Origin of the sequence: Novipirellula herctigrandis (assembly GCA_007859835.1) — a bacterium.
In the GTDB taxonomy this organism is placed as follows: Bacteria; Planctomycetota; Planctomycetia; order Pirellulales; family Pirellulaceae; genus Novipirellula_A; species Novipirellula_A herctigrandis.
This window is the reverse complement of the sequence record SJPJ01000001.1, coordinates 5,935,526-5,953,117: the sequence shown is the minus strand read 5'-3', so window position 1 is coordinate 5,953,117 and position 17,592 is coordinate 5,935,526. Positions and strand designations below refer to the sequence as shown.

The window sequence follows — 17,592 nt, the reverse complement described above, 5'->3', positions numbered from 1 at the left end:
CCGGAAACGGTTAGCCTTTTTTTGTTTCCCACAACACTGAGTTTCCCACAACACTGAGTTTCTCTGGACGCTGAATCCTCTTTCACTCCTTTTCACTCCTTGGCGATCGCCGATTCCAGCCGCCATTGACTCTGACCAATTGGCCCGTGAAAAACGTATTGGCCGGGTCCGATGCAAACAGCACCGCCAAAGCGACATCGTCGGGTGTCCCCCACCGATACATCAGTGACTGTTCTTTTGCTCGGCGGTTCCAATACGGATCGGTGGATTCCCCCCACGAAGTTCGAATCCATCCTGGGGCAATCGTGTTGACACGAAGCTTCGGAGCGACGGATTGAGCTAGACTTTTTGCGTACGCAGTCACGGCCGTCTTTACCGGACCAAACATCTGTCCCGCATCCCCCTCCATCCCTTCGCTGGCTTGGTCCCATCCGATAAAAGTCATCGACGACGGCCTTGCGGACGGTTGTTTCATTAAGCGTTCGGCAACCAAGCGGGATAGCTCGATCGTGCCGAGCACGTCGACCTGCATCAGTCGTTTTAGTTTCTCGTCAAAACTTAGCGAGGCACCTGCGCCGGTTAACACATCGGCTCCTGCGTTGTTGACCCACGTATGGACCTCACCAAGTTCCACGAAACAAGCGGATGCGAACGCTTGAATCGATTCCGAGCTGGTCAAATTACAAGGTATGACGACGGTCGCCGCGCCGTGCTCTGCGCACGCCTTGGCGGTCGCTTGGGCACCGTCGGCGTTCTTGCAATAGTGGATTACCATTCGCTCGACACCTTTGCGAGCAAGCGAGGTCGCGATCGCCCGCCCAATGCCACTCGATGCGCCGGTCACGACCGCATGGGTTTGTTGAAATGCGAGCTGGTTCACGAATGTTGTTTCCCTTCGTTTTGCATGCTTTGCCGTTTAGACGCCCGTAGCGTCACCCGTTTAGACGCCCGTAGCGGCGCGTGTGCGGAAGCCTACCGCGAAAACGAAGCCTAGCTACCCTTGCTAGGCGGTGGAACCTACCCACACAATGGTGAGCAAGGCTACAACAGTTCGCCTCGACAGCCGTTTACCTCGCAAAAACCGACATTGTTGCGATTGGCACCACCGTTTTTCAGGTGCCGGTTCGCCGTAAGCGATTCCTACGGTACAATTCTCGGCCAATAGCCGTTGGACTTGTCCCCGAAGCCGAAAACCAGCTAATCAGCGGCTTTTAATCCGTCTACAATTGTAGACTGATTCGATAAATAAAAGATGATTCGGCCACAGGCGACCGCCGCCACGATTTTGGGCGTTTTGCCATCTATCGGTTGGTCATCCCCGCTGTCAACTTAGCCGTACGCAATAGAAAAATAAGACCACAGAAGAGAAAAAATAGAATATGTCGGATTCCAAAACGGTCGCACAAGAAGAAGTCCAGCAACTCCTTGGAGAACTTGAAGCTCACGAGGCAGAGTTCGACATTGACGTTACCGAAACCCAAGAATGGCTTTCATCACTCGATTATGTCCTTAAAAGTAAAGGTGCCGAGCGTGTTCGTTTCCTGCTCGAACAACTCCGCGACCGAGCTGCTGAGAAAGGCATTCAGTCATCCGAGGACACCAGCACCCCATACGTGAACACGATTCCGGTCAGCGACCAACCTGCATTCCCCGGCAATCGAGAACTCGAACGACGGATCAAGTCGATCGTCCGCTGGAACGCGATGGCGATGGTGGTGCGTGCCAACAAACGCGAAGGAGGTGTCGGCGGTCACATTAGTTCGTTCGCTTCGGGCGCGACTTTGTACGAAATCGCATTCAACCACTTTTTCAAAGGTCGCGGCGAAGACGGTTACTCGGGCGATACAATCTATTTCCAAGGCCACACGGCACCGGGGATGTACAGTCGCGCGTACCTCGAAGGCCGTATCGATGAATCGCACCTAGAAAATTTCCGTCGCGAACTCGCGCCCGGTGGTGGACTCAGTAGTTACCCGCACCCTTGGCTGATGCCCGGATTCTGGGAATACCCGACGGTCTCGATGGGACTCGGACCGATCATGGCGATCTATCAAGCTCGCTTTAACGAATACCTTCGTGACCGTGGACTGAAGGACACAGCCGGCCAAAAAGTTTGGGCCTTCCTCGGTGACGGCGAATGTGACGAACCCGAAACACTCGGTGCGATCGGTTTGGCTTCGCGTGAAAAACTTGACAACCTGATTTTCGTCGTCAACTGCAACCTGCAACGACTCGATGGTCCCGTCCGCGGCAATGGCAAGATCATCCAAGAACTCGAATCGATCTTCCGTGGTGCCGGTTGGAACGTCATCAAGGTCGTTTGGGGAAATGATTGGGATCAACTGCTCGCCAAAGACACTTCGGGGTTACTCGTCAAACGAATGAACGAAGTTGTCGACGGGCAATACCAAAAATATACCGGCATGCCCGGCAGCTACATCCGCGAACATTTCTTCGGGAAATATCCTGAACTGCTGAAATTGGTTGAAAACTATAGCGATGAAAGACTTGAAAAGATGCGTCGTGGTGGCCACGACCCCGAAAAAGTTTTCGCGGCCTATCAAATGGCGACGGAACTGAAGAACGGCAGGCCAACGGTTATCTTGGCAAAAACGGTCAAAGGGTACGGACTTGGCGAAGCCGGCGAAGGTCGCAATGTTGCTCATAACCAAAAGAAAATGAACGAAGAGGAACTGCTTGAATTCCGCACGCGTTTCGGTATTCCGATCAGCGACGAGGAAGTCGGCAAAGCACCGTTCTATCGCCCACCGGCTAACAGCCAAGAAATCAAGTACATGCAGGAACGCCGAGCGAAACTTGGCGGCCCGGTTCCAAGTCGACCGGAACAGCATCCCACGGTCGAAGTTCCCACACTGGATGACTATCGCAAAGTCATCAAAAAGGTGGAGAACAAGAATATCAGTACGACGTTTGCCGTCGTCCAAACGCTGATCGCTCTATGTCGTGACAAAAAAATCGGAAAGCACATCGTCCCAATCGTTCCCGACGAATCGCGAACGTTTGGCATGGAAGGGATGTTCCGTCAATTCGGCATCTACGCTCATGCAGGACAACTTTACGAACCCGTCGATTCCGAGCAGATCACCTACTACAAAGAAGCTCGCGACGGACAAATCCTCGAAGAGGGCATCACCGAAGCAGGCTCGATGGCAAGCTTCAACGCCGCCGGAACCGCCTACAGTGCTCATGGGATCAACATGATTCCAGTCTATATCTACTACAGCATGTTCGGTTTCCAACGTATCGGTGACCTCATTTGGGCCGCCGCCGACATGCGAGCAAAAGGCTTTTTGATCGGCGGTACCGCTGGGCGTACGACGCTCAATGGCGAAGGACTCCAACACCAAGACGGGCACAGCCTACTCAACGCAATCGCTTTCCCTACGGTTCGCGCCTATGACCCAGCATTCGCATACGAAGCGGTCGTCATCATCATGGAAGGCCTGAAGCGGATGTACCAAGATGGCGAACAATGCATCTACTACATCACTTCGGAAAACGAAGCGTATGACCATCCCGAAATGCCCGCTGGCTGCGAAGAAGGCATCATCAAGGGAATGTACAAATACCACAGCCGCGAAGTCGAGAAGCCAAAGGCGCGAGTGCAACTGTTCGGCAGCGGTGCGATTTTGAACTGCGTCATACGGGCCCAAGAGCTACTTGCCGAGAAGTACAACATCGCAAGTGATGTTTGGAGCGTCACCAGCTACACTCAATTGCGCCGCGAGGCTGCCGACTGCAGTCGTTGGAATATGCTTCACCCAACCGAAACGCCACGCCAGAGTTACTTGGAAGAAGTGCTTGAAGGAGTCGAAGGCCCATTCATTTCGTCGAGCGATTATGTGCGAGCACTTGGTGAACAATTACAGCCGTGGATCCCCGGTGACTACTATGTCTTGGGAACCGACGGAATGGGGCGAAGTGACACTCGCGAATCGCTTCGTCGCCACTTCGAAGTCGACAAGGAATCGATCACGATCGCAACACTCAGTCGGCTTAGCAAAGCCGGTTTATTCACGCCCGCCGAAGTGGCCGACGCGATCAAAGATCTCGGCGTCGACCCCGACAAGCCAAACCCGTACTTCGCCTAAGCGTAGCGACGTCGGAACCACGGTATACCGAACCGAGCAAAAACCGCGATCTGGCGAGCGTAGCGACGTTCGCCAGACAAGCAAAGCAAATCATCCTTACTGCAAACTGAACACTGTAAACTGAAAACTGATTGATATGGCTACTGAAGTAAAGCTACCTGAATTAGGCGACGGCATCGAATCGGGTGACGTTCTCGAAGTATTTGTATCCGTTGGTGATGTCATCACCGAAGGCCAAGACGTCGTTGAAATGGAGACCGACAAAGCAACCGTGCCAGTCCCGGCATCCGTCGGTGGGAAAGTGACCAAAATTTTGGTCAATGAAGGGGACACGGTCGCCATCGGCGGCGTGATTTTGGAAGTCGAAGCTGCCAGCGGAGCCGAATCGACGCCGGAGCCAGAACCAGCTCCAGCCAAAGAAGCAATACCGGAACCGGTCGCGGAAGCTCCCCAAGCACCCACACCGCAGGCACCCGCAGCCGAGGCACCCGCCAGCCAGGCTCCCGCAGCCGAGGCTCCCGCAGCTGAACCGCCACAACCCGCTGCTAAAGCTCCGGCAGCCAGCGAAGCCCCACCAGCCTCGGTGACACCTGTCGTTGCGAGCGCCGAAGTGACTGCGGCGCCACAACCGCCCGCCGTCGGTGGTGAGTCCATCGCCGCCGGACCAGCCATTCGCCGGTTCGCTCGCGAAGTTTCGGTCGACCTCAGCTCCGTTCGCGGTACCGGTGAAAACGGGCGGATCACTCGCGAAGATGTCTTGGCGGTCGTTCGTGCGAACCAAGGAGCAGCACAAAATGGCGGGTCCGCCAACACCGCCATTTCAACAGGGCCCCCAGCGGTCAGCTCCGGTGCCTCGACAGCCGATGATTTCGGTACGATTCGTGTCGAGCGAATGGACCGTATGCGAAAAACGATTTCCAAACAAATGCACGCTAGCTGGTCATCGGTACCACGCGTGACCAATTTTGACGATGCCGACATTACGGACCTCGAGCAACTCCGAAAATCCAGCAAAGATGACTACGCAGCCCAAGGGTTGAAGCTAACTTCGATGCCGTTCTTGATCAAAGCCGTTGCCACCGCACTGCGTCATCACCCGACGATCAATGCTGCAATCGACCAAGAGAACGAACAGATTCTCTACAAGGAATACGTCAACGTTGGAATCGCCGTTGACACCGAACGCGGTCTCGTCGTTCCCGTCATGCATAACGCTGACCGAATGGGTGTTCCCGAGATAACGCGTTCGCTTGCAGAAATGTCGGGCAAGGTCCGTGGTGGTCAATTCGCTGTAAGCGATTTGCGTGGCGGTACGTTTACCATCAGCAACCTCGGAGCGATTGGTGGAACCTATTCCACGCCGATCGTGAATGTCCCGGAAGTGGCAATTTTGCTGGTCGGGCGCAGTCGAAAATTGCCCGTCGTGATGCCAGACGATTCGATCCGACCGCGATTGATGATGCCACTCAGCTTGTCGTACGACCATCGATTGGTTGACGGAGGAACCGCCGCCAGATTCCTCAACGATGTCATCGGCTACCTCGAAGCCCCCAGCCGACTACTGTTGGCATTGTAAATTCACGGCAATGCAAATTCACAGCAATGTAAATTCACAGGACCGATGTAGGCCACAACCTGGCCTACGATAATCCCACTACACTGAATCCGTGTCTCCAGGGCTTGGCTCAGAGATTTTCTCTGGGATTGGCTCAGGGTCTCCATTGACAATCATCTCGGGCGAGATGAGAGATTCAATCCAACAGACCATTGCGTCAGTCGGCTCTCGCTCGTACTTGAGATCATCAATGATGAACCTCTTTGCCTTGCCATCATCTGATCGGTAATGCAGGACGCCGATCCCCTTGTTTTCCCATTTCTTTTTGTCGAACTTTTCAATTTGGGAGATTCTGACTTCGTCGCCAAAACTCGAACGTAGACTGTCCTCGGTCGTCTCGATCCAACTATTCTTGGTGCGGAAATACCGAACGAGACTGGGCACTCCGATTAGGGAACCGACAACGATAAAGAAATACTGCAACCAAATCTTTTGCGTCACTGCGCCGACTGTCTCTTCGCTGGTCAAATTGGCTTCGCTCCATCCATTCTCGTTGGCAATGTCGCCCCAGCGTTTCCGCCAACCCGATTTCGCTAATTTCTCATCCGTTTCGAGCTCCGCCTCGAGTGCTTCCCATGCCTGAGCGCGTGGTAGCATGTTAGGAAATTTGACAAATCCATCGTAGATCGAGAGTGCCACAAAACAGAGACAGGCGATTCCCACGAGCAAGTATTTAAGCAGGAATTTGCTTTCAGGATTGGCACGCAGGTTCATTGTTTCCGCTCTACATCGAAAGAAAGTCGAGGTTTCTCAGCCCGCCAAAAAAAGACTGGGCCTTTCCCAAATCGCCCTCGCACTCCGTCCAGACTCGATTTTAGAACATTTTCAAAATGGACGTGGAACCATCGCAGGCCCGGACAGGTCCTGGCCTACATTGAACTTACTGGCCTACGTCTAACTGAGAGCTATTCGAGTGTAGTGGACGAAATGCGAAGACGATCAAGGGGAAAGTGCCCAGTATAAACAGAAGCTTCGCAAGGTCCATCTTGCAAACCAGAATGGACCTCGGTGTATCAAGCTTCCATGATGCCAGTAACCTCCCTGGCCAGCGTCTTTCCAGGAGACAAGGCCAGCGTCTTTTCAGGAGACAAGGCCAGCGTCTTTTCAGGAGACAAGGGAGGCGTTCGCGTTGCCTTAGTGGATTAGCCCGTTGTGGTCGCGGCGGTTTCGCTTAGCTTGGCTGCAACACGCTCAAGTAGTTCTTTGCTCTTGCGAATGCCCACGTATTCGTCTTCGCCGCCTTCGTATTCGATACCGACGTAGCCGTTGTAGCCATGACCAACAACGATGCTCATCATTTTCTCATAATCGGTCTCGTAGGTCTTTCCATTTTTTTCCATATGGACGACTGTATTGCCACCGACAAAATCGTGTGTCTTTGCACTGACGGCTTTTGCATACGGCATCATTAGGTCAACACCTTCGTAATTGTCGAACCACTCCACAGGATTGCGATTGATAAAGAAATTTCCAAAGTCAGGGAGCGTGCCGCAATTTTCCAAATCAACCATCTTGATCGTGTCGCTCAACCATTTGCCGTTACTGCTAAGCCCTCCGTGATTTTCCACAATCACGTTCATACCCTTCGGTGCAGCAAACTCGCTCAATTGGCGAAGCCCATCCGCTGCAAGCTTTTGTTGTTCTTCGTAGCTGCCGCTACTGCCTGCGTTCACGCGGATACTGTGACAACCGAGGAACTTCGCCGCTTCGACCCATTTAAAATGATTTTCAACTGCTCGTTTCCGTTTCGCATCATCAGGATCCCCTAATCGTCCTTCGCCATCAATCATGATCAGAACGCTCTTGACTCCGAGATCGCTGCAGCGACTTTTCAATTCGGTTAAGTAGTCGTTGTCCTCGGCCTTGTCCTTGAAGAATTGGTTAACATATTCGACCGCGTCGATACCGAACTCTTCCTTCGAAACACGAGGGAAATCCATGTTCGTTAAGTTTTTTGATGGATCACGCAAACTTCGGTGAAGCGACCATTCCGCCAAAGAAATCTTGAATGGAGGATCGCTTTGATCTTCCGCACCAAGACTTGGGCCCATTAAACCCGTTGCGGCGACAATTGCTGCCGATGATTGAAGAAAGTGGCGGCGGCTAAGGGAGTATGGGTTTGCAGACATCGTTAGTGAATCCTTACTGCGGAGAAAACGGGGGACACAGAGAGGGCTCGATTATAGTCACAGATGCCCCTTCCATGTATTTTCGCGGTCACACAAAATCGATCGCGTTGTGAAAATGCTTTCGCAGCAATCGGTCGATTGCTAGCCGGCGGCTATCCGTCATCCGGCACTCCAAAATTCTCTGTGTATTTAGCCAAACGCACGAGTCGTTGGTGCGGGCGAATCACGAATCCTTAGGCCGCTATGATACAATGAAAAGCCTGCTTGCCTTTCACTTTGCCTCTTAGGAAACCAACCTCAGCATGAATGCCCATTTTCTCGCGTCTTTGTTTCATCGATATCAATTTTGTGCTCTTGTGGTCGTCACGTGTGTTTGGTTCACCACGTCGGCGCGTGGCGGTGATCATCCGAATGTCCTATTCATTGCGGTTGACGATTTGCGTCCCGAATTGAACTGTTACGGCGATGACAAGATGATCACGCCGAATTTGAATCGGTTGGCAAAGAAAGGGGTTCAGTTCGATCACGCATATTGCAACATCGCGGTGTGTGGTGCGTCGCGTGCAAGTTTGATGAAAGGGCTTCGTCCGAATCCATATCGATTCGTCAACTATTTGACACGAGCAGCGGTGGATGCACCGGATGTTCCTTCGATCCCCATGCTGTTCAAACAGAATGGCTATCATACGCTTAGCAATGGAAAGGTTTACCATCACCAAGACGACGACAAGAATGCTTGGAGCGAAGCGGCTTGGCGGCAGCCGACTAGCAGTCTTTGGTGGGCGCTCCAAGAAAACCGACCGGGATCCGAAAAAGGTGCCGAGCGTGGACCTGCTTACGAATCAGCCGACGTAGCGGATGAAAAGTACGCTGATCACCAAATCTGTGATAAGTCGATCGACGACCTACGACGACTCTCCAAAATCGACAAGCCATTCTTTCTTGCTTGTGGCTTTTACAGGCCTCATTTGCCGTTCAACGTACCGAAAAAATATTGGGACCTGTATCCGGAATCCGAAGTAGAGCTTCCCAACAACATGTTCTTCCCCAAACAGTTATCGAATTCGTTTCGATACACGTGGGGGGAAATGCGGTCCTATCGCGGCATCCCAAAGAAAGGCCCTGTCAGCGACGAAGTGGCGCGAAATTTGATCCGTGGCTACCATGCCAGCGTCAGTTTCATTGATGTACAAATCGGCCGGTTAATGGACGAACTGGAAACGCTCGGCATTGCCGACAACACGATCATCGTGCTTTGGGGGGATCACGGATGGCAATTGGGCGAACATGGATTTTGGTGCAAACACACGAACTTTGAAGTTGCAATTCGCACCCCGTTGCTAATCGTTGCACCAAACGCCAAAGGCAACCGAGTCTGCAAGGAACTTGTGGAATATGTCGACATTTACCCGACACTTTGCGACTTGGCAGGCCTGTCGAAACCAAGTCATTTACAGGGCATGAGCATGACGCCACTTTTAAAAGACGTCGGCGCCGCACACAAGCAGGCTGTAATCACCCGGCATGGCGGAGGCGATGCCATTCGCACACACGACTTCAGCTACATGGAAATGCGTGCGAAGGGTGGCAAAGGAAATCTGCTAGGAGTGGGACTTTTCGACTTAAGAAAAGACCCCGAGCAAAATCAAGATGTGAGTGAGGATCCCGCCTACGCCGAGACGCGAAAGCATCTTGAATCCGAATTAAACGCGGCCAGAGAAGTGAATCTCCAATAACGCAATCTTACAAAGTTCACCAGCAACAAGGCAATACAATGCGTTTCATGATCGCTGCGGCGACTGTTTTGTGTCTAGGAATTTCGTCGCTTTGGCCAACCTGTCAAGCCGAAGAGGGCTTCGCGCCACTTGCCTATCGTCCCGCCCCAGCGGACAACCCGCTCAAAGGATTGGTGCCCTATTCGCGACCGGCGGCGGGTCGGTTTCCGCATAGTATGGAATTCAAGTATTTTCCATTATCCGAATTCATGATCGGCGAGAACGAGTTCCGCTGGGGGACATTGGAATCGCTTCTTGAAGAAGTCAGTGGGCGAGGCAAGCACGCGATTGTACGTGTTTATTTGGAGTATCCAGGACATGAAAACGTGATCCCCAAGTTCTTGATTGATGGCGGATTGAAGGTCGAGCGGTATTTGAACACGAACACTCAACCATTCCCACCGAAGAAGATCGAAACGCCGGACTACTCCGATGCAAATCTTCGCAAGGCATTGGGCAATTTCATCGCCGCTTTCGGAAAGAAGTATGATGGCGATCCGCGGTTGGCCTACGTTACGGCGGGACTGCTGGGGACATGGGGTGAATGGCATACGCATCCTCGCTATGAGCTTTGGGCGAACAAAGAAGTGCAAACCGAAGTGATGCAGGCATACGCCATTGCGTTTAAAAAGACGCCCATTTTATTGCGTTACCCAATGGGCGAAAATGATGAACGCTATGCACCCACGAAGTCTTATCCCTTTGGATACCACGACGATTCGTTTGCCTACTCCACTCGTGTCACGGAACAAACAAAACACGACTACTATTTCATGGCACAGTTAACACGTGCCAAATTGACGAACGTATGGAAACAACATCCGATCGGAGGTGAGATCCGGCCCGAGGTTTGGGGATGCGTGTTTGATACGCCGTCGTGTGTTCCTCAAGACCAATCGTTCGAGCTATGCGTAGACGAAACACATGCCACTTGGTTAATGGACACAGGCATGTTCCGCAAAAAAGCGTCTCAGGATCGTTATGAAAATGCAGTCAAACAGGTTCAGCGTATGGGCTACGAATTCCATATCGAGTCGGCAAAGATTGATGCAACGAAGCGAGCCAAAACGCTCGTTGCAATTCGCATTCGCAATCGAGGCGTTGCGCCTTTCTATCGCGACGATTGGCAGGTCAATATTGGACTCATTGAAAAGCCGGGCGGCAAATTGGTGAAGCATTGGTCGACGACGTGGAAGTTGACGGGAATCTTGCCTAGTGCTGAGGAACCGGCGTTTCGAAACGCGACGATTGATTTGCGAAACGTACCACCGGGCCACTATGCCGTTGCCATTAGCGTCCCCTCGAACTTCAACGGCGGCATCTCGCTACGGTTTGCAAACCAATCGCAGGGTATCGACCGCAAACCGTGGGCAACGATCGGCTCCCTACGAATCGATTGATATCTTTTTGACTGACTCGCCATCGGCCGACTCTTCAACACCACGAGCGAATTCCGATGCCTCGACCACGCTGACATTTCTTGGAGTTTGAGCCAAAGGCACGGGGGGCCAGCAAAGCGAAAGGCTAAATTTGCAGCGACAATCGGCGTTCGGAAACGAATCTGATCCATAAGCAAATTCTATTGCAGCGGGTCGTTGCGAAGCGGCGGCTTTGGCCCAAAATAGACGGACTGGCAAGTCGCCAGCGCGCCATCGCGTCTAACGAATCCCCCATCGAAACTTATCTTTTTGCAGGAAATCCTACGTATTCCGCAGGTAACGAGGGGACTCGATTTGGCGGGACCGGATTTGGCAGGAACCGTACCCCGATCAATTTCGAGGGCCGTTCCGAAATCAGCCATTGTCCGTTAAAACGGTGACTTGAAATGAATCTCGCAAACACCATTCGAGTAGAGAGAAAGAACCTTGACCAGCATTCGCCGCAAGCCAGTTGTATTGATCATCCGCGATGGATGGGGCAAGAATCCTGATAAAAAGTGGGACCATTGTAACGCTGTGCACCTTGGGAAGACGCCCATCGCCGATTCGCTGATGGAAAAGTACCCTAATGTTCTTATCGCCACCTCGGGCGAAGATGTCGGATTGCCCGCCGGAGTGATGGGGAACAGCGAGGTCGGCCATCAAAACATCGGGGCAGGGCGGATTGTGGATCAGGAAGTGATGCGAATCACCCGCGCAATTCGCGATGAATCGTTCTTTGAAAACAAAGTATTGCTTGAATCGATTGAGCACGTCAAGAAATCAGGTGGCAAACTGCATCTACTCGGCTTGATGTCAGACGGCCGCGTCCATAGTGACTTAGACCATGCGATCGCGATCGTTGATTTGGTGAAACGGCACGGCTTGAAATCGGACCAGTTCGCCGTTCATGCGATCACCGACGGACGTGATACTTCGCCGAGGGGTGGGTTGGCGTATGTCGCGAAAATGGAAGCGGCCATGAAGGAAAAAGAGGTCGGCTATGTCGCTACGGTGATGGGTCGTTTTTATGCAATGGATCGTGACTTGCGATGGGAACGTGTCGAAGCTTGTTACAAAACGATGACCCAAGGGTCCGAGAAGACAGCGAATTCAGCTGCCGAAGCGATCCAAGGTTACTATGACCATCCAACCGATTCGAATCGAACGGGCGACGAATTCATCGTTCCCACATCGATCCTTCATAACGGCAAGCCGACGATGGTCGAAGATGGCGACGCGGTAATCTTTTTTAACTATCGCGGTGACCGGACTCGCGAAATTACCAAGGCGTTCGTGTTTGACGACGAAGCTTGGAAGAAGATCGATGGCGGCGGATTCGACCGTGGTAAGCAAATTAACGACCTGTACTTCGCCACGATGACGGGGTACGAATCGGGTTTGCCGGTTCATGTGATTTTTGAGAAGCGAGCGAAGATGCCAAATATCCTTGGTGAATATGTCGCTTCGCTAGGATTGACTCAATTCCGATGTGCCGAAACGGAAAAATATCCGCATGTGACGTTCTTCTTTAACGACTACCGCGACGACCCGTTTAGCCATGAAGATCGCGAAATGGCACCCTCGACGCGCACCGTGTCCACGTATGATCAGGCGCCTGAAATGTCGGCGCACGAGATCACGGATAAGGTGCTAAAGGAAATTGAATCGGGTGAAGCCGATTTATTGATCGTCAACTATGCCAACGGTGACATGGTCGGTCACACCGGTGTCTTGGAAGCGGCAATCAAGGCGGTGGAGACGGTTGATAGCTGCGTCGGACAAGTCGTCGAAGCGACGCTTGCCAAAGGCGGATCATTGGTTGTCACGGCGGACCACGGCAATTGCGAACAAATGATTGATCCGGTCACCGGCGGCCCTCATACGGCACATACGACCTACACGGTTCCGTTGATTGTGGTTGAGCCTGGTTTAGAAGGTAAAAAGCTAAACGAAGGTGGTCGGTTAGCTGACATCGCGCCAACGCTGCTAGAGCTGATGGGCTTGCCAATTCCCAAAGAGATGACCGGCGAGCCTTTACTTAAGGTAGATGGCGTTTCCTAGCGTGATCGTACTTGTGGGATTCGCTTTCAACGATTCGCTTCCTGACTTACTTCCTTTTTTCTGGCACACAGACGATGGCATCCGACACAAAACCGGTTTGGATTGGCTTTGACCTCGGCGGCACCAAAATGCTGGCGATCGCATACGACGAGAATTGGAAGGTAGTCGGTCGGCGCCGGCGCAAAACGAGAGGTCGCGATGGTTCCGATAGCGGAATCGAGCGGATCGCGACCACGATCGACCGCTTGCTCGACGAAAACGACATCGCCAAAAGCGATATTGCCGGCATTGGCGTTGGATGCCCTGGGCCAATCGATTTGGCAAAAGGTCGAATCGTAATGACCCCCAATCTCGGCTGGGACAATGTTGACCTTGGCGACTTTTTAAAGAAGCGTTTTGATTGCGGCGTTGTCGTGATGAACGATGTCGATGCAGGCGTCTATGGTGAGTATCAATTTGGTGCCGCGAAGAACGCTCGCTGTGTCGTCGGCATTTTCCCAGGAACGGGCGTCGGAGGAGGGTGTGTCTACGAAGGCCAAATTCTGCAAGGCGCTCGGTTTAGCTGCATGGAAATCGGCCACACTCGCGTCTCTGGCGACACTCGCGCCAGTGGTTCAGCGATCTCAGGGACCCTCGAAGCCGAAGCGAGTCGCTTGACCATTGCGGCCGAAGCAGCAAAGGCAGCCTACCGCGGTGACGCACCGAATTTGCTCGAAATCGCAGGAACGGATCTGAGCGAGATCCGTAGCGGTGCACTAAAGGAAGCGATCGCAAAGGGCGATAAACTTATCAAGAAACTTGTCGAAGAAGCCGCCTGCAGCATCGGAATATCCGTAGCCAACGTCGTCCACCTGCTCGCTCCTGACAAGATCGTTCTCGGGGGTGGCTTAGTGGAAGCAATGGAGGATTTAATTGTTGGAACCGTTCGCAAGACGGCAAAAGAAAACGTCATGTCGGTTTACAAAGATGTCTTCGAGATCGTTGCGGCCAAGCTAGGCGACGACGCTGGCGCTATGGGCGCTGCCGCGTGGGCCAAACACAAATTGCCCAAAGCAAAATGAAGCTGACTATTCCTTCGACGAGGAAAATTTCAGCAACAACCAATCACCAAGTCGCGGTGACAAGTGACCAACTGCGATTAGGATGCGAAGATAGCCAGGCAGCACAACGTCGGGGCAACGATGTGTGACACAACGCAGAACTGCGGCGGCGACCTTCTCAGGTGGCAGACCTTTTAACTTCGTGCCGCCGCCCGGGCGAGCTGCTTGCGAGGGCACATTGTCGTCGATCTGGGATTGATAACGCGATCCAGCGTCGCTTCGCTGGATTGGCCCAGGGTTGACCAACGCAACATGGACCCCTCGTGGCTTTAGCTCCAACCGCATTTGCTGGGTCAGGCCTGCCAGTGCATGTTTTGCAATGCAATAACCACCCAAATAACGAGCCCCAACTTTTGCTGCAAGCGAGCCAATATTGACGATGACGCCACCGGATATCTCAAGCAGTGGCAAAGCAGCATCGGAGCAGAGCAGGGCAGTGTGGACGTTTTGCTTGACCAGTTCATCGAGCCGATCGGTACTCAAATTTTCGGCCAGTCCACGATCGCTAGCACCAACACAGTTGATCAGCACATCAAGTCGCCCAAAATGCTGCTGTGCGGCTGCGTTTATTTTCGCTGCTCCCGCTTCGGTAGAGACATCCGCGACGACGATGACCGCTGATCCACGGGTTGCCAACTCTTCCCTTGCCAGCTCAAGCCGTGCTTGGTTTCGCCCCACAATCACGATTGCGAAACCCGCGGCTAGAAAAGTTTCGGCGATGGCTTTTCCTAGGCCCGATGAGCCTCCGGTGATGATCGCGACGGGGCTAGGCGGAGATGAGGGCACGGGAACAGGTAATCCAATCGGGTTAAATGAATCTGATGAAAAGGAGAATAAACCAAGGCGCCCGGAGATTCTAGTTGGACAATACAAGATTGAAGGCCGGTGAGAAAATTGAGGGCCCGTGAGCAAATTGCCCCCGCCTACTTATGATCACGATAAAGCGATAGATTGACCGAAAAACAAACCTTATCCGCCCAGGAATCACTCGATGTCCCGACCCCGAATTGAAGAAGCTTCTACAAAAATTGTCGCTACCGTGGGACCGGCCTGTAATAGCGTTGAAAAACTAATTGAATTGATTGAAGCCGGCGCAGACGTGTTTCGCATCAATACGGCCCATGGTGACCGCAACCAGCATGAAGAAGTTGTCAACAACATTCGGCAAGCGGCCGAACAAGTCGGATTCAAACCAGGCATTTTGCTCGATTTAGCCGGTCCAAAAATTCGCCTGGGGCAACTGATTTCCGATCCGTTAAATTGCGAGATCGGAGCGACGATCACGTTCGTTCGAGGCGATGAACCACAAAACGATCACGAAATGACCAGCACGTATGCAAAACTGATTGATGAGCTGAGCACCGGTGACCGTGTGATGCTGGCCGATGGAACGGTTGCACTTAAGGTTGAAAAAGTGGCCGCGGACCGCGCCGAGTGCCGAGTCACCGCAAGCGGGACGGTGCGCAGCCGACAAGGGATCAATTTGCCAGGCGTTAAGCTGTCCGTTTCGGCCATGCGACGGACCGATGTCGACAACGCAATATGGGCGGCACAAAAAGGAATCGACTTCATAAGCCTTTCCTTTGTTCGCAAACCCGAAGATGTTCAGTCACTGAAAAACCTATTGGCCAGCTACGATTCAACGGCACTTGTCATCGCCAAGATCGAAAAACCCGAGGCACTCGAACAACTCGATGCGATTGTAGATGCGTCCGACGGCATCATGGTTGCTCGTGGTGATTTGGGGGTCGAAATCGACGTCGCCGAAACACCCGTCGCTCAGAAACGGATCATCGCGACGTGCCAAGAAAAAATGAAGCCTGTCATTGTTGCAACGCAAATGCTCGAGTCGATGCATACCAGCAGTCGACCAACGCGAGCCGAAGCGAGTGACGTGGCAAATGCGATTCTTGATGGAACCGATGCTTGCATGCTAAGCGGCGAAACGGCGATCGGCAACTATCCCGTGAAGTCAGTTGAAATGATGAACCGCATTTTGCTGTGCACCGAACGTGAAATGTTAAAAGAGAACATCGCTGGTCGCTATCCGAACACACGAGTACACCCCATCACCACCGCGGTCACTCATGCCGCAACAAATATCGCCGAGTCCATTGACGCAAAATTGATCGTGATTTCAACACGAAGCGGTGATACAGCTTGGATTAAGAGCAAAAGTCGTAGTCGGGTGCCAACCTTGGGCGTGAGTGACTCCGATGCCACATTACGCCGACTAACGCTGTTCTGGGGGATCAAACCGATCAAGTCGGCCGAGCTAGATCATACTCCCGAGTTCATTGACCAGATGTGCCGCTGGGGCAGAACGCATTCGGACATCAAGACAGGGGACCAAATCGTCTTTGTCACCGGCACCGGCGTGGTCAAAAAAGCACAAAACATGCTGATCGTGCACACCGTCGAATAGGAAGGACGGTAAGACTTTCGCCAATCGTGCGAGAAAAAAATGGATCGGCCCGTTGAACAACCATCGCTTGGAATGCTCAAGTGCGAAACCGATCCTTTACCGCCAGCTCTGGGCTGGCGCAGCTGCACAGAAAATAGTTGCCCTTTACAGGGACAACTAACGCTAACGGCATGGAGCTAACAAGCCGGCACCTGTTAGCAGGCGTTCAAACGAAGCGGCCGAACCGATCTTGCGACTGGCCGCATCCGAAGACAGGCTAGTTCCCGTAGTTATCATAACCCGCGTCTTGGTTGGCTTCGTACTCATCCATAGCCGCTGCCGCTTCAGCTGGTTGTTCAATAACGGTGTTCTCGCCTTTGTCGCTGCAACCAACTTGACATGCCAATAGGGGACAGCAAGCCAAAGCCACCAGTGCAACCAACTTGGCTGATGCTGGACGGGTGAAATTTCTTTTCATCTTGTTACTTTACTTTGTTGAAGTGTAAAACTTTGTAAACAGGAATAAACGGAACCCGATTGCACGAGATGTACAACCGGGTGGAATGATTTGAATCTTAGATTTCAAAAGCGTCGCTCAAGCGAAACTAGTCTTCCAATGATTCGGTTTCTTTGCTCGCTCGCGTGCCCAATGCACCCCACAAGCCGAAAGGGCTCTTGATACCCGCGTTGCCAGCACCGAGGTAAACGGTTTGCGCACGTGAATTACCAGCCTCGATCGAATCGGTAATGAACTTCACTGCGCCATCAGCCATCAAGACATGGACACCACCTTGGTGCCGCGAACTTGGTGGATACATCCCCCATGAATCGTCGCCGCTAACGCGTGCAGTACATGGACTATTGGGCGGAAGGATGGTGTTCATCCCGGAATGTTGCTGAACTCCGTCGGCCCAGTGGTAACCACGAGCCCAAGAAGCCCGACTGCCATCGCCCGGATTCTTATCCGTCGTCAAG

14 protein-coding genes are annotated in these 17,592 nt (G+C 52.7%); 8 read left to right on the top strand and 6 right to left on the bottom strand.

Annotation, left to right across the window (positions count from 1 at the left end):
• Positions 1-82: 82 nt before the first annotated feature.
• A complete protein-coding gene (locus CA13_RS21780; RefSeq protein WP_146400226.1) occupies positions 83-880 on the bottom strand; it encodes an SDR family NAD(P)-dependent oxidoreductase in 798 nt (265 codons plus the stop codon).
• Positions 881-1,379: 499 nt separating this feature from the next.
• Here CA13_RS21780 and aceE point away from each other — a divergent pair, with 499 nt between their 5' ends.
• Both aceE and CA13_RS21770 read left to right on the top strand, forming a co-directional pair.
• Positions 1,380-4,112 (top strand): pyruvate dehydrogenase (acetyl-transferring), homodimeric type, encoded by a 2,733-nt coding sequence (aceE, locus tag CA13_RS21775; RefSeq protein ID WP_146400224.1) that lies wholly within the window; start codon positions 1,380-1,382, stop codon positions 4,110-4,112.
• Between the two features lie 136 nt (positions 4,113-4,248).
• Positions 4,249-5,688, top strand: a complete 1,440-nt coding sequence (locus CA13_RS21770; protein WP_146400222.1) for a 2-oxo acid dehydrogenase subunit E2 — start codon at positions 4,249-4,251, stop codon at positions 5,686-5,688.
• A 78-nt stretch (positions 5,689-5,766) separates the two neighbouring features.
• Here the strand turns inward: CA13_RS21770 and CA13_RS21765 are convergent, their stop codons facing one another.
• Complete coding sequence (locus CA13_RS21765; RefSeq protein WP_146400220.1) at positions 5,767-6,441, bottom strand: hypothetical protein; 675 nt, start codon at positions 6,439-6,441, stop codon at positions 5,767-5,769.
• A gap of 294 nt (positions 6,442-6,735) precedes the next feature.
• On the opposite strand from CA13_RS21765, the gene CA13_RS35460 reads away from it, so the two are divergent.
• Positions 6,736-6,873, top strand: a complete 138-nt coding sequence (locus CA13_RS35460; RefSeq protein ID WP_419194670.1) for a hypothetical protein — start codon at positions 6,736-6,738, stop codon at positions 6,871-6,873.
• Here CA13_RS35460 and CA13_RS21760 read toward each other — a convergent pair.
• Positions 6,870-7,856, bottom strand: coding sequence for a TIM barrel protein (locus CA13_RS21760; protein ID WP_146400218.1), 987 nt, complete (start codon positions 7,854-7,856; stop codon positions 6,870-6,872). The genes CA13_RS35460 and CA13_RS21760 overlap by 4 nt on opposite strands.
• Before the next feature lie 302 nt (positions 7,857-8,158).
• Here CA13_RS21760 and CA13_RS21755 point away from each other — a divergent pair, with 302 nt between their 5' ends.
• The 4 genes from CA13_RS21755 (at position 8,159) to CA13_RS21740 (ending at position 14,174) form a co-directional block, all read left to right on the top strand.
• Positions 8,159-9,592, top strand: coding sequence for a sulfatase (locus CA13_RS21755; RefSeq protein ID WP_146400216.1), 1,434 nt, complete (start codon positions 8,159-8,161; stop codon positions 9,590-9,592).
• Positions 9,593-9,630: 38 nt separating this feature from the next.
• Complete coding sequence (locus tag CA13_RS21750) at positions 9,631-11,031, top strand: DUF4832 domain-containing protein (protein ID WP_146400214.1); 1,401 nt, start codon at positions 9,631-9,633, stop codon at positions 11,029-11,031.
• A 465-nt stretch (positions 11,032-11,496) separates the two neighbouring features.
• The gene (gpmI, locus tag CA13_RS21745; RefSeq protein WP_146400212.1) at positions 11,497-13,113 is read left to right on the top strand and encodes a 2,3-bisphosphoglycerate-independent phosphoglycerate mutase; all 1,617 of its coding nucleotides are present in this window, start codon (positions 11,497-11,499) and stop codon (positions 13,111-13,113) included.
• Positions 13,114-13,187: 74 nt separating this feature from the next.
• Entirely contained in the window at positions 13,188-14,174 is a 987-nt protein-coding gene (locus CA13_RS21740; protein ID WP_146400210.1) for an ROK family protein, read from the top strand.
• A 6-nt stretch (positions 14,175-14,180) separates the two neighbouring features.
• Here the strand turns inward: CA13_RS21740 and CA13_RS21735 are convergent, their stop codons facing one another.
• Positions 14,181-14,999, bottom strand: a complete 819-nt coding sequence (locus CA13_RS21735; protein WP_419194669.1) for an SDR family NAD(P)-dependent oxidoreductase — start codon at positions 14,997-14,999, stop codon at positions 14,181-14,183.
• Positions 15,000-15,204: 205 nt separating this feature from the next.
• Between CA13_RS21735 and pyk the strand changes: the two genes are divergently transcribed.
• Complete coding sequence (gene pyk, locus CA13_RS21730; protein WP_146400206.1) at positions 15,205-16,638, top strand: pyruvate kinase; 1,434 nt, start codon at positions 15,205-15,207, stop codon at positions 16,636-16,638.
• A gap of 256 nt (positions 16,639-16,894) precedes the next feature.
• On the opposite strand, the gene CA13_RS21725 is transcribed toward pyk, so the two are convergent.
• Both CA13_RS21725 and CA13_RS35455 read right to left on the bottom strand, forming a co-directional pair.
• Positions 16,895-17,095, bottom strand: coding sequence for a hypothetical protein (locus tag CA13_RS21725; protein WP_146400204.1), 201 nt, complete (start codon positions 17,093-17,095; stop codon positions 16,895-16,897).
• A gap of 127 nt (positions 17,096-17,222) precedes the next feature.
• On the bottom strand, positions 17,223-17,592 hold a 370-nt coding region (locus CA13_RS35455), incomplete at its 5' end, for a DUF1559 family PulG-like putative transporter (protein ID WP_419194668.1).